10 protein-coding genes are annotated in these 13,360 nt (G+C 69.1%); 3 read left to right on the forward strand and 7 right to left on the reverse strand.

Annotation, left to right across the window (positions count from 1 at the left end):
• The 4 genes from ACFTZB_RS17305 to ACFTZB_RS17320 all read right to left on the reverse strand — a co-directional run.
• On the reverse strand, nt 1-3,071 hold a 3,071-nt coding region (locus tag ACFTZB_RS17305), incomplete at its 3' end, for a carboxyl transferase domain-containing protein (RefSeq protein WP_378433183.1).
• A complete protein-coding gene (locus tag ACFTZB_RS17310) occupies nt 3,068-4,777 on the reverse strand; it encodes an AMP-binding protein (protein ID WP_378433185.1) in 1,710 nt (569 codons plus the stop codon). The genes ACFTZB_RS17310 and ACFTZB_RS17305, both read right to left, overlap by 4 nt.
• Before the next feature lie 33 nt (nt 4,778-4,810).
• The gene (locus ACFTZB_RS17315) at nt 4,811-5,437 is read right to left on the reverse strand and encodes a TetR/AcrR family transcriptional regulator (RefSeq protein WP_378433187.1); all 627 of its coding nucleotides are present in this window, start codon (nt 5,435-5,437) and stop codon (nt 4,811-4,813) included.
• A 26-nt stretch (nt 5,438-5,463) separates the two neighbouring features.
• The gene (locus ACFTZB_RS17320) at nt 5,464-6,702 is read right to left on the reverse strand and encodes a cytochrome P450 (RefSeq protein ID WP_378433189.1); all 1,239 of its coding nucleotides are present in this window, start codon (nt 6,700-6,702) and stop codon (nt 5,464-5,466) included.
• 345 nt (nt 6,703-7,047) lie between these two features.
• Here ACFTZB_RS17320 and ACFTZB_RS17325 point away from each other — a divergent pair, with 345 nt between their 5' ends.
• Nucleotides 7,048-7,248, forward strand: a complete 201-nt coding sequence (locus ACFTZB_RS17325; RefSeq protein WP_378433191.1) for a hypothetical protein — start codon at nt 7,048-7,050, stop codon at nt 7,246-7,248.
• Here the strand turns inward: ACFTZB_RS17325 and ACFTZB_RS17330 are convergent.
• The gene (locus ACFTZB_RS17330; RefSeq protein ID WP_378433193.1) at nt 7,226-7,774 is read right to left on the reverse strand and encodes a nitroreductase family deazaflavin-dependent oxidoreductase; all 549 of its coding nucleotides are present in this window, start codon (nt 7,772-7,774) and stop codon (nt 7,226-7,228) included. The two genes, ACFTZB_RS17325 and ACFTZB_RS17330, sit on opposite strands and share 23 nt — an antisense overlap.
• 171 nt (nt 7,775-7,945) lie before the next feature.
• Here ACFTZB_RS17330 and ACFTZB_RS17335 point away from each other — a divergent pair, with 171 nt between their 5' ends.
• Nucleotides 7,946-8,413: a DUF6069 family protein gene (locus tag ACFTZB_RS17335; protein WP_378433195.1), complete on the forward strand. Its 468-nt coding sequence runs from the start codon at nt 7,946-7,948 to the stop codon at nt 8,411-8,413.
• On the opposite strand, the gene ACFTZB_RS17340 is transcribed toward ACFTZB_RS17335, so the two are convergent.
• The gene (locus ACFTZB_RS17340) at nt 8,410-9,060 is read right to left on the reverse strand and encodes a TetR/AcrR family transcriptional regulator (RefSeq protein ID WP_378433197.1); all 651 of its coding nucleotides are present in this window, start codon (nt 9,058-9,060) and stop codon (nt 8,410-8,412) included. The two genes, ACFTZB_RS17335 and ACFTZB_RS17340, sit on opposite strands and share 4 nt — an antisense overlap.
• Nucleotides 9,061-9,188: 128 nt before the next feature.
• Between ACFTZB_RS17340 and ACFTZB_RS17345 the strand changes: the two genes are divergently transcribed.
• Nucleotides 9,189-10,061 carry an oxygenase MpaB family protein gene (locus ACFTZB_RS17345; protein ID WP_378433198.1) on the forward strand — a complete coding sequence of 291 codons (873 nt, stop codon included), beginning with the start codon at nt 9,189-9,191 and terminating at the stop codon, nt 10,059-10,061.
• Here the strand turns inward: ACFTZB_RS17345 and ACFTZB_RS17350 are convergent.
• Nucleotides 10,032-13,322: a protein kinase gene (locus tag ACFTZB_RS17350; RefSeq protein ID WP_378433200.1), complete on the reverse strand. Its 3,291-nt coding sequence runs from the start codon at nt 13,320-13,322 to the stop codon at nt 10,032-10,034. The genes ACFTZB_RS17345 and ACFTZB_RS17350 overlap by 30 nt on opposite strands.
• Nucleotides 13,323-13,360 lie beyond the last annotated feature (38 nt).

Here is a 13,360-nt window from a genome sequence, read left to right on the forward strand (position 1 = left end):
TCGTCGAGCGCCTCGCGTTCCTTCCGGACCCCGAGGCGCACCGCGCCTTCCAGCCCCATGGCGCCGATCTCGCCGGTCGGCCACGCGACCGTGAACTCGGACGCGTGGAAGGAGCCGCCCGCCATGGCCATCGCGCCGAGGCCGTAGCCCTTGCGCAGGATGACCGTTCCGTACGGCACGGTCATCTGCGCGCCGGTGATGAACAGTTTGCCGAACCGGCGGACCGTGGCCTCCTGCTCCGAGTCCGGGCCGACCATGAATCCCGGTGTGTCGCACAGCGAGACCACCGGAAGGCCGAACGATTCGCACAATTCCAGGAAGTGGGCCATCTTGTCGGCCGCGACCGCGTCGATCGCACCGCCGAGGTGGTGGCTGCTGTTCGCGACGAGACCGTACGGCGCCCCCTCGACCCGGATCAGCGCGGTGACGATGCCGACGCCGTGGTCGCGGCGTAGCTCGAGGACCGAGCCGACGTCGGCGATGGACTCCACCGCACTGCGAACGTCGTAGGCGCGCAACCGGTTCTCCGGGACGACGTGACGGGCCAGCCGCTCGTCGGGGGCCTCCCAGTCGGGGAGCACCCCCTGGAAGTACGACAGGTACGTCTTCGCCAGTTCGACGGCATGCGCCTCGTCGCGGGCGAGCAGATCGATCACGCCGTTGCGGCGCTGCACGTCGACCGGCCCGATGTCCTCCGGCCGGTACACACCCAGCCCGCCGCCCTCGACCATCGCCGGACCGCCCAAGCCGATGTTCGCGTCGGGGGTGGCGATCAGGACGTCGCAGACCCCGGCCAGGGCCGCGTTTCCCGCGAAGCAGCGGCCGGACACGACCGACACCAGCGGCACCTTCCCGTTCAGCGCCGCCAGCGACCGGAAGGTGTTCAGGTCCAGGCCCGCGGCGGGACCGGCGTCGGTGTCGCCGGGACGCCCGCCGCCGCCCTCCGCGAACAGGACGACCGGAACCTGTTTGCGGCCCGCGAGTTCGATCACCCGGTCCGTCTTGGCGTGATTCCGCATGCCCTGGGTTCCGGCGAGCACCGTGTAGTCGTACGACAGCACCACCGCCTGGGACTTCTGCGGACCGAACACGTCCCCGTTGATTGCGGCGAGGCCGGCGATCAGGCCGTCGGCGGGGGTGTTCTCGATCAGGTCCTGTTCGGAGCGGCGACTGCGCTGCGCGGCGAGAACGAGGGGCCCGTACTCGACGAAGCTGCCGGGGTCGATCAGATCCTCGATGTTGGCGCGAGCGCTGCGCCTCCCGAGCTTCGCGCGTTTCGCGATCGCGGCGGGCCGGGCGGCGTCGAGGGTGTAGTCGTGCCGCTGCCGGATCTCCGCCAGATCGGCACGCTCGCGATCGAGATCGACCCCGCTGTCGGCCACGTCGCCGGCCTCCGATCCGGTGCGGCGGATCACGACCAGTGGATCGCCGGCGTTGACGGTCTGCCCGGGCGACACCAGATTCCGCTCCACCACAGCGCCGGTGGGCGCGACGATCACGTGCTGCATCTTCATGGCCTCGAGCACCACGAGGTGCGCACCCGACGCCACGGCGGACCCCTCGGCGGCCGACTCCACGACCGTTCCGGCCAGGTGCGCGCGCAGCACGTCCTCGCCGGCCCGCAACTCGAGCGTGTCCGACGCGACCTCCGCCGGATGATGCACGTGCGCGGCGTCGACGAGGGCACCCATCCGCTCCGCAAGATAGTCGGTGCCCACGACGCCGTCGGCGAAGCCGGGATCCGTGAGAATCGCCCGGAGAAAGCCGATGTTGGTGGGGACGCCCTCGACGACGAACTCGGCGAGCGCCGCATCCGCCTTGCGCGCCGCCGCCGCGAACGACTGCCCGCGGGAATGCACGATCACCTTCGCGAGGAGCGAGTCGTACCGCGGGCTCGGCGACAGCCCCGGCCGCCCGTAGGTGTCGACGCGCACCCCCGGTCCCGTGGGCGGGGAGAACACGGACAGCGTGCCCGCGGCGGGAACGGCCTGACCGTCGGGGCGCATCGTCTCCATGTTCACCCGGGACTGGACGGCGATCCCGCGCGCGACGGCCGGTGTGCCCGACGTGTCGAGCCCGACGGCGGTGACCCCGTCCGGCAGCGCCAGTTCCCTGAAGTCCGCTCCCCGCGCGAGGTCGATCTGCACGGCGACGAGGTCGATCCCCGCCACCTCCTCGGTGACTGTGTGTTCCACCTGAATCCGCGGGTTGACCTCCAGAAACACGAATCCGTCCGGGGACACCAGGAATTCGACGGTGGCGAGGCCCCGGTAGCCGACACTGGCACACAGCCGCGCCGCGGCCTCGTGGAGTTCGCTGCGCAGTCCGGGATCGAGCCCCTGCGCGGGTGCGATCTCGACGAGTTTCTGGTGGCGACGCTGCACGCTGCAGTCGCGGTCGCCGACGGCGAGTGCCCGCGTCACGCCCGCCTGCGGTGCCGCCACCACCTGCACCTCGATGTGCCGGGCGCCCTCGAGCAGCGCCTCGGCGAACACCGCGGGATTGCCGAACCCGAGTTCCGCCTCCGACGCGCACGCCCGGTACGCCTCCTCGATCCGGTCCGCGCTGCGGACGGCGCGGATGCCGCGGCCGCCGCCGCCCGCGAGTGCCTTGATCATGATGCCGCGCGGCTGCTCCGCGAAGAACGCGCGGACGCCGTCCAGGTCGGTGGGGCCGTTCGTCGCGGCGAGCACCGGAACCTTCGCGGCGACAGCGGCCTCGCGCGCCGACGACTTGTCGCCGAAGATGTCGAGCACCTCAGGGCCCGGGCCCACGAACGTGAGTCCGGCATCGCCGCAGGCGCGGGCGAAATCGGCGTTCTCGCTGAGGAACCCGTAACCGGGGTGCACCGCCGTCGCGCCGAACTCGGCGGCCGCGGCGAGGAGTGCGCGAGCGTCCAGGTACGCGGACGGTCCCGAGCCGCGCAGTGCGACCGCCTCGGTCGCCGCCCGCACGTGGGGGCTGTCGGCGTCGTCCTCCGCGTACACGGCGACGGTGTCGACCGACATTTCCTCGGCCGAGCGGATGATGCGCAGCGCGATCTCGCCGCGATTGGCGACCAGCAGGGTCACTTGTACTCCTCGGCCAGGGCGAACAGGTCGGCCTTGCGGACCTTCCCCGTCGCCGTCATGGGTAGCGCGTCGAGCACCTCGACGGTGGGCACCTTGTAGGTGGCCATGTTCCGGGCGGCCCACTCCCGCAGTTCCTCACCCGACACCCGACGGTCGGGCAGGAGCTGGACGAACGCGAACGGCACCTGCCCCTTGCCCGGATCGGGCTTCGGGACCACTGCGGCCGACTGAATCGCCGGATGCAGCATGAGCAGTGCCTCCACCTCCGAGGGGAACACGCTCATCCCGTTGGTCTTGATCATCTCCTTGTTGCGGGCCAGATAGTGCAGCGCGCCTTTGCCGTTCAGCTTTCCGACGTCACCGGTCCGGAGCCATCCACCGCGGAGTGCGTCGGCGGTGGCGTCGGGTTTGCCGTAGTAGCCGGTGAGCAGCGACGGACTGCGGACGATGATCTGCCCGGGTTGCCCCACCGGCACCGGAACCCCGGCGTCGTCGACGATCAGCACGTCGGTGCCCGGAACCGGCAGCCCGCAGAAGACGGGTTCGCTGAGCAGATCCTCGTCGTCGGTCTGGAAACCGAGCGTGATGGTGTCGGCGGTGTGCGTCTCCGTCATGCCGTAGCTGGCCTCCCGGAGGACGTGCCCGGTGGCTGCGCGCCAGCGGCCGCGGATCTCGGGGTCGAGTTTGAGCACGAACGACACGGCCATCGCGTTGCCGAGGGTGGAGAAGTCCCGCTCGGCGAAGCCCGGCAGATCCATCAGTTCCACGTAGTTGTCGACGGTGCCGACCATCGACGTCACACCACGGCGTTCGACGAGGGTCGCCGCGGCTTCCGGGTCCCAACGGGTGAGCAGCACGACGGTGCCGCCGTTGATCAGCGGGTACAGGATGCCGAAGTCCTCGCCGGCGATCCAGAAGATGGGCAGGAACCCGAGGACTACCGGGGGAGCCTCACCCACCTGGCTGCCCCCGGCCAGGGTCGCGGTGGCGGCGGTGTACACCATGTGCGCCTGAGTGTGTTTGCAGCCCTTCGGCATCCCGGTGGTGCCGCCGGTGTAGTTCAGCGCCGCGAGCGCGTCGGGATCCATCGGGATCGGATCGGCGCGTGGCGATTCCATGATCGACGTCCAGTCGGTGGCCCCGGACGCGGTGGGGAACGGCGGACTGACGCAGGGTTCGGCGGGCAGCAGGTCCGACAGGGCCGTGACCGCGACGTGCCGCAGAGCCGACTCGCCGCGCACGGATTCGACCATGTCCGCGAACGAATCCTGGGTCAGCAGGATCTCCACACCGGCGTCGCCGAGTTCGTACGCGAGTTCGTGCTCACGGAACAACGGGTTGATCGGGACGTGGACCGCACCGATCTTCAGGATCCCCAGCATGGCGATGTGGAATTGAGGGCAGTTGGCCAGGTGGACGCCGACGCGGTCGCCTGCCGACGCGCCCCGCTGCAGCAGCCAGCCGGCGAAGCGGTCCGACAGGTCGTCGAGTTCGCCGTACGTGATGTCGCGGCCGTAGAAGTCGATCGCGACGGTGTCCGGCCGGTGCGTTGCCCAGTGCCGCAGATAGTCGATCACGGTGCGGCCCTCGATCGGGTACTCGACGGTCCGCGGTACCTCCGGTGGCCACGCGGCGTCCTGGAGTGCGCGTATCTCGGCGAGGGCGGATTCCAGTGCCGTGGGGTCACTCGAAGGCGAAGTGGGCATACCGAACTCCCGATTCTGTGCGGATTGTCCTTGTTAGGCGAAGCCGATGAGTCTTTCGGAGATGGCGGTCAGGTCTGCGGTGTACCGCCGTTGTTCGCGGGCGCTCGCATCGACCAGCCGGGCCGCGCCCGCGAGTTGGGCGTCGGCGAGGGTCTGCGCGATGCGGGCGGGTGGTGCACACGGCGTGACGTCGCAGGTGGCGTTGATGCGCTCGATGAACCGGGTGTAGCGGCGGATGAGCCGCGTCTGCACGGTGGTCCAGCTTCGGCCGACCTCGGGGTCGAGGCCGGCGCGGTGCCTGATCAGTTCGAGGACCCGTCCGTTGGTGTAGACGGCCTCGACGAAGGCTTTCGTGGTGGTGCGCAGTACCTCTCGCAGGTCTTCGCTCGCCGGACCTTCGACGTGCTGCGACTCGAGGAACTCCTCGCAGACGTCGGCGGCGACGGCGTGGAACACCTCGTCCCTCGAGGAGAAGTACGCGTAGAACGTCGCCCGCGACACTTCCGCCCGGGTGGTGATCACCTCGACGGTGGTCCGGTCGTACCCGAGTTCGGCGAAGCAGGCGCTCGCGGCGCGGAGGAGTTCGCGGCGGCGGGGACCGTCGTTGTCCTTACGCGCCGACCGCGCCCGCTCCTGAGCCTCGCTTGTGGTCACGGTCACAGTATGGGTTGATATTGACGTCAATGTCAATCACGGCTCGACGACGACCGGATCCGCAGCGGGAGCGCGCTGTGGCGGCGCACGAGGAGGCTGGGGAGCCAACGCGTCTCGGCGTCGTCGGCGAGGGAGAACCGGTCGGTGCGCGCGAGCAGCGTGGTGGTGGCGGCGAGTGCCTCCATGCGGGCGAGCGCCGATCCGACGCAGAAGTGGACGCCCTTGCCGAACGCGAGATGGGAGCGGACGTGCGGCCGGTCGAGCACGATCTCGTCCGGCCTCTCGAACGCGGCGGGATCCCGGTTGGCCGCGCCCCACAGCAGGAGCAGGTGGCTACCCGCGGGCAGGTCGACGCCGCCGAGGGTGGTGTCGGCGACCACGTGCCGGTGATGCCCGCGAAACGGGGATTCGAGACGCAGTGCCTCGTCGAGAAGCGCGTCGACGAGCGCGGGTTCCTGCCGGAGTCGAGTCTGCACTCCGGGATGGGTGGCCAGGAGGCGGGCGGCGTTCGCGATCAGGCCCGCGGTCGATTCGCCGCCCGCGCCGACGAGCTGGAGCAGGACGAGTGTCGCGACGTCCTCGGACAGCTCTCCCGCATTGCAGGCGTGTGCGAGGACGCCCAGTAGATCCTCCGACGGTTGCGACCTCGCCCGCACGAGTTCGGCCCGCAGGTACGCGGCCAGTTCGGTCACGGAGATCACCAGCCGGGCGAGGCGACCCGCGTCGACGATCCCGCCCAGCATCTCCGTGCTGTCGTACGCCCAGGCGAGCAGCTGGGGAACGTCCGGCTCCGGCAGCCCGATGAGATGCGCCACCATCGTCAGCGGCAGGCGGTCGGCCATCTCGGCCGCCCAGTCGATCCGACCGTCCCGCAGGCCCTCGTCCCACAGGGTGTCGACGAGCGTCTGCACGGTGGGGGTCAGCGCGCGGATGCGGCGGCCGAGCGTGGGCAGCACGAGCTTGCGGTGGTGCAGGTGCGTCGGGTCGTCGGCGGTGGCCAGCACGTGAATCGCCTGACCGCCGCCGTCCATGTCGAACGTCGTGGGCGGTCCCGACGGTTGCTGGACCAGCACGCCGGTGAGGTGCGAGGAGAAGTCGTCGGTGCGGCTCGCTGCCTCGGTCACGAGGTCCCACGTGGACACGAGGAAGAAGTCGGTGCCTGCGACGCGATGGACGGGGGAGTGCTCGCGGAGGATTCGGTAGAGCTCGTTCGGGTCGTCGAGGTGGGCCGGATCGAAGATGTCGATTCCGTGGGTCGGCGAGTGGCTCATCGCGGACTCCTTGTCGGAGAGAACGTGTTGCATATCACCACAGTTCGCGCCGGAGGCGAGTTCTGTCAAGGGGGGGCGAGCGTGGTGAGATTTCGCTGATCAGCGCACCGTTCTGCCGGTGTCTCAGGGCGCGATGATTCGGCCTCGTCGATGCTGATCACGACCCTATCGGAGAGAAACACGTTATAGAATTGGCAAGCATCCGTCTCATCGTGAGACAAAATCGCAAACACGTTTCTGGAGGTGCCGTGGACGCGGAGCAGGCGGACTGGTTGACCGGAGGCAGCAGGCGGGTACTTGCGGTCGAGAGGATTCACGCCGCCGCTGCCGACCTCATCAGGGAACGTGGCATACCTGGCCCGCGCACCCGAACTCGGCCGGGTGGCGATCTCGCTCACCCGCATCGCGCCCGACGAGGAGGCCGCGGGATGGATCGTGCGCGTCGTCCTGGCCCTGTTGACGTGGCCGCTGCCCGACGCGGCCGCCGAGCGGCGCACCGTCGAACGCTTTGTGGAGCCGATCTTCAGGATTCGCGCGGCGTTGTAGCCGATCGGGTGGGCTCGAGCACGAAGAGCCGGAACTCGCGTCCCCCGGACCGCCGGTGCTCCATGCGGTAGCCGGGCCAGTAGTCGACGACGAATTTCCACAGGTTCTCGCGTTCGTCGCCGGTGACCATCCGGACGCGCATCCGGGACTCCCGTGCCCCGGCCTTCACCAGCGCTTCGTCCGCTGCGCGCAGATTCGCCGACCACGCCGGGTGGTCGGGTCGGCCCCAGTTGGAACCGGTGACGATGTATCCGTCGCCGTACGGGATGCACAGCAGCGCCGTCGTCCGCGGGGTGCCGCTCTTGCGTCCCGGGACCGTCACCTGCACGGACTGCAGGCCGGCGATGCCGATGAGACTCACGCGGTTCCCGGTCCACGCTCGTAGGTGTGACTCCAGCCAGATGATGACCGGTGCCATCCGCATCACCCATTCCTGGGTGCCCAGCCACCGCGCGAGGACGCGGAGCGGGTTGCGGAGCGCGCGCGATCGGTCGGGGGGTGCGGGGACGGCGTTCATAGTGGCCATCTTCCCTCAGGTGGCCGGTTCGGGCCGATCGCGATGAGTTTTGTGCTTGCCGCGGGTCTAATGGTCAGGTCCCACCGAAAAGACCTCGATTTCACGCCTTGACCCGAACAATGGTTGAGGTTGCAGGATCGGTCAGTAGCACTTCGAGCCACTCGACAGGGAGTACAGATCATGTCCAACACTGGAGCCACGATTTCTGCAACCACGACCTCACGGATCAACCCGGCGACGCTCGAACTGAGCCGGCCCTGGGCGGTCGTCGCGACCGTCATCGGAGCGCTCGTCCCGAATCTGGTCATCTGGCTGCTCGGCGTCGCCGCCGGCGGGTCGTTCGAGATGACCGATGCGGGCACGACCAGCAGTGTCGCGCCCGGCGGCGTCGTCATCCTGACGGTGGTTCCGACGTTGATCGGGATGACGCTGGCCGCGCTCATCTCACTGAAATGGGTGGCGGTCATTCGGCCCGCCGAGGTGATCGGCGCGCTGCTGCCGCTGGCGACGATCGCGCTCACCGTCCAGGCGGACTTCGACACCGCCAGCACCATCGCACTGGCTGTCATGCACGTGGTGATCGCCGTGGTGATCGTCGTCGGCCTCGAAGCGATGCGTCGGCCCCTGGTCCGTGACGCGCAGATCTAGGGGGTGCTGTTCACCGGCACGTGCGCCTCGATGGTGAGGGCGATGTGCTCGACGATCCGCTTCTGCGAGATCTTCGGGCTGCCGGTGAGCCAGCGCTGATACAGGAAGGCGATCGCCCCGAACAAGGCAATCGCGTTCAGCTGGGTGTTGACGGCATCGCGGGGTGCGCCGTCGGCACCCAGCATTTTCAGTGCCGCGGCCATGGGGGTGGTGAACTCGGCGACGAGTTGTTCGCCGCGCTGCGCCAGTTCCGGCACGGACTGCGACTCGACGAACATGATGCGTCCCCGCCGCCGGTCCTCGGCGATGTAGCCGGTGAACGCCTTCACGACGTGGCGGACGAGTCGGCCCGGATCTTCCGGGGCCGTGTCGAGTGCCCCGACCAGGGTGTCCCTCGCACCCAGGACGACGTGGTCGAGGAGGGCGACGAGTAGCGCCTCCCGATTGTCGAAACTCTCGTAGAAGTAGCGTTCGGTGAGGCCTGCCTGACGGCAGGTCGCGCGCATGGTCGTGGCCGCCGTCCCCTCCGTGCCCATGATCTGGAGGCCGGCCTCGATCAGGGCCGTGCGCCTCGCCGCACGGCGGTCGTCCGGCTCCTGGCCGCGCCATCTGCGCGGCGCTCCACGAGGGTTCTCGCTGTCGCTCATCCCGTCATCGTCTCACCGATCCCGGTGTCGATCGGGGTGCCCTCGCGCACCGACTGTTGACATCAGGTGATGTCAACAGTCATCCTGAGTGCAACGCGTTCCACATCCAGCGGCATCAGGAGATCGCCATGACCACCACAGAGCTTCCGCCCCACCGTCGTTCGACTGCGCCTGCGCTCGGACCCGATTCGCTGACGTGGCACCGGTTCGGCGACTGGCGAACCGCGCTGCTCATCTCGTGGTCGGGCACGCTGCAGGTGATGCACCCCGTCATCGACACGGCCCTCGTGCAGCATTCGACCGTCTTCGACAACGAACTCGCCCGGCTGGCCCGTTCCGCGGGGCCGATCATCCGGGCGCTCTACGATCCGACGGGCGCGGAGGCCCGGATGATCCGCGACATGCACAAGGACATCAAGGGCACCACGGACGATGGACGGCGGTACCACGCACTGAACCCGGGTCCGTACTTCTGGGCACACGCCACGTTCCTCGGCACCCAGTACGTGGTCGCCGAATACTTCGGTGAACCGCTCACCACCGGCGAGAAGGAACAGCTGTATCAGGAGTCGAAGCAGTGGTATGCGCTCTACGGGGTGTCGGCCACCCACTTACCCGAGACGTACGCCGATTTCGTGGACTACTGGAACGAGATGGTCGGCACCGTCCTGGAGAAGACCGAGACGGTGCGCAGGTCGCGGCTTCTGAGTGGACTGTCGATGCCACGTCCCGACGATCGCATCCCCGAGGTCGTGTGGCGTCTCGTCGGTCCCGCGTTCGGACGGCTGCTCGTCTGGATCGCCCGGGGAACGCTGCCTCCCGTCGCGCGCGACAAGCTCGGCTGGGAGTGGTCCGCCGCCGACGAGCGCAGACTCCGCCGATTCGGCGGCGCCGTGCGGTTCGGTTTCCGGATCCTGCCCGAGCGGTGGCGGCTGACTCCCATCGCCCGAAGAGCGTGCGACGGAACGGCATCAGGGTCTCGAGGCGCCCGGGTCGGCTGACAGTTCCGTGACCCAGGCCGCGATCTGAGCCCGGGAGGAGAATCCGAGTTTCGCGAGAACGTGCTCGACGTGACCCTGCGCGGTGCGCTGCGAGATCACGAGGCGGGCGGCGATCGCCTTGTTGGTCAGACCCTGCGCGACCAGGTCGGCGACCTGGCGTTCGCGCTTGGTCAGCGCCGCCGCCGGATCGCCGCGCCGCGGCGCTGCCGGGAGAGATTCGCCCAGGGCATACGAGGCGGCCGCGGTGAAACCCAGCGCCTCGCCCTCGCGGGACGCAGTCTCGAACGCCCGGGCACCGAGCGAGCGCCGGGCGACGAGCTCACATTCCCTGTGGGATTCGGTCAAGTCGGGGATCTGAACGATGGAGGTCCCTACCCGCTGTCGAAGCATCTCGGCCGCTGCCAGCAGGACGGCGGCGCGGTGGAAATCGTTCTCGCGGCACGAGATCCAGGCGAGAATTTCGAGGCACCAGGTGGCTCCGAACGGATCGTCGACCGCGCGGGCCAGCTCGAGTCCCCGCCGCAGAAGCAGCACCGCGCGATCGCGGTCGCCCTCCCTCCACATCACCAGCCCGAGGGTCAGGGACGAGCGGCCCCGGTATACCGATTCACCGTGTGATTCGGTAATCCGGATCGCCTCGTCGAGACAGCGGGTGGCGGCCTCGGCGTGCCCGAGGATCTCATGGGCCAATCCGAGCGCATGCAACGACGCGACGTGCGCGAAAAGGTCGCCCTCGCCGCGTAACACCTGGAGAGCCTCGGTGAACGAGCTCACGGCGTGCTGCGGGTTGCCGGCGTGCACGGCCTGCGCTCCGTCGGCCTGACGCATCAGTGCGCGATCGAATGCACTGCCCCGGGTCTCGGCGAGCACCCGCCCTTCGTCGATCAGTTCGGCTGCCCGCTCGAGGTCTTCGTGCCGGCTGGCGAGGATGGCGGCCGAATGCAATGCCTTGACCCGGAGTGCGGTGTCGTGTTCGCCCTCCACCGCCAGTGCACGGTCGAGCCAGCGGCGTCCCTCTCGCAGCAGCCCACGGGAAACCCAGAACGGATACAGTGCGGTCGCGATCTCCAGCCCCGCATCGGCCGAGTCGGCAGCCGTGGACAGGCCGTACTCCATCGCTTCGCGCAGGTTGGGTTGTTCCCGCTCGAGCCGGGCGAGCCAGGCGACCTGCCGGGGGCCGATCCATTCGGATTCGGCCTGAAGGGCGAATTGCCGGTACCAGCTGTGATGCCGCCGCTGGAGATCCGAGAGGGTGCTGTCCTGTTCGAGCTTCTCCCGGCCGTACTCGCGCAGCGTTTCGAGCATCCGGAATCGCACCACCGCCCCCGAACCCTCGCGGATGAGGATCGACTTGTCCACGAGCGATGCGACGAGATCGATGAGACCGGCCGGTTCGGCGTCGTACATGGACACCTCCTCGGCGGCGTCCAGTTCGAAGCTGCCTGCGAAGACCGACAGCCGCGACCACAGTTGCTGCTCGGCCGGGACACACAGGTCGTAGCTCCAGTCGATGCTCCACCGCAACGTCTGCTGCCTGGTCGGCGCACTCCGGCTTCCGCGGGTCAGCAGCCCGTACCGGTTGGTCAACCGCTGCAGAATCTGTTCCGGCGACATCGAACGCAGTCTCGCCGCCGCCAATTCGATGGCCAGGGGCAGGCCGTCCAGCCGGATACAGATCCGGGCAATGGTCGCGGCATTGTCCTCGGTGACCTCGAAGCCGGGCACCGCCGTGGCGGCCCGTTCGGCGAACAGCGTCACCGCGTCGTAGCCGGGCAGACTCTTCAGCGACGGCTCGCTGTCCGAATCCGGAAGCGCCAGTGGGCGAACGCGCAGGGCCGCTTCCCCCGCGACGTCCAGGGTTTCGCGACTCGTCGCGAGAATCCGCAGGCCCGGGCAGGTACGCAGCACGGTCTCCGTCAGGTCTGCCGCCGCGTCCACCACCTGCTCGCAGTTGTCGAGGACCAGCAGCATGTCGCGCGGCTCCAGGAACTCCACGAGGGTCTGCAGCGGTCTCGGCGACCGCTGCCGCAATCCCAGCCCGGCCGCCACGACTTCTCCCAGCAACGATCCGTCGCGCAATTCGCCCAATTCGACCATCCGGACCCCGTCGTCGAATGCCCGCCGGATGGTGGTCGCGACGCGCAGTGCCAGTCGGGTCTTGCCGACACCGCCGATTCCGGTCAACGTGACCAGCCGTGACGCCGAGAGCAGTTTCTTGGCCTCGGCGAGCTCTTTTCGCCGGCCGACGAAGCTCGTCAAGTCCAGCGGAAGGCTCCCGTCGGTCGGCGTTCCCGAGGGGGTTCCGCCGGATGATCGTCCGGGCGACGTCGGGCGCTGCGCGTCTCGCTCGGCATCGGGGTCCGGGCCCAACGCCATGTCGTCGACCGGGACACCGCGGCGAAATTGGATGTCCTGCAGCGCTTCACCCAGCATCGCCGCGGACGGGCGCTCGTGCGCGTCTCGCGACATGGCCCGTTCCAGCATGGCGGCCACGTCGGCGTCGATACCCGACTCCCGGAGGTCCGGCGCCGGTTGCGTGGTGATCCGCAGGAACTGCGCGACCACCTGTTCGCCGCTCCGGCGCTCGAACGCCGCATGTCCGGTCAGCGCGGCGAACAGTGTCGCCCCGAGGCCGTACACGTCGGAGGACGGACCCGGGGTGTCGCCCTCGAGGACCTCCGGGGCGGTGAACGCGGGCGATCCGGTGATGGTCCCCGTCGCGGTCTGGAAGCCGCCGGTGATGTGCGCGATGCCGAAGTCCGTCAGCGCCGGCTCGTCGTAGTCGGTGAGCAGGATGTTGCTCGGCTTGACGTCGCGGTGCACGATCCCGAACCGGTGCGCCGTCTCGAGCGCGCCCGCCATCTTCACGCCCAACCGCAGCGCCTCGGTGACGGTGAGCGGACCCTGACGGCGAATCCGCATGTCGAGGGAATCCTGCGGATGGTAGGGCATCACCAGGAAGGGAAGCCCGCTCGGCGTGACGCCGACCTCGAGCACACTTACGACGTTCGGGTGCCCGGTCAGCCGGCCCATCGCCCGCTGCTCCCGGAGGAACCTGGCCCGGCTCTCGTCGTCGAGGTTGCCGCCGAGCACCTTGACGGCCACCGCGCGGTCCAGAGCGGACTGGGTGCAGCGATACACGACGCCGAAGCCCCCACGCCCGATCTCCCGGGCGTCGTCGAACCCGGCCGCGCGGAGTTCGTCCGTCGTCGCGGTGTCGGTATCGCGCTGTGTGCGGAGCGGATCGCCGTCGGTTGCCAACGCGCTATCCGTCCCTGTGCCGCCCCGGAACCCGTGGT

It is taken from the genome of Rhodococcus sp. NPDC057014, assembly GCF_042673295.1.
In the GTDB taxonomy this organism is placed as follows: Bacteria; Actinomycetota; Actinomycetes; order Mycobacteriales; family Mycobacteriaceae; genus Rhodococcus_F.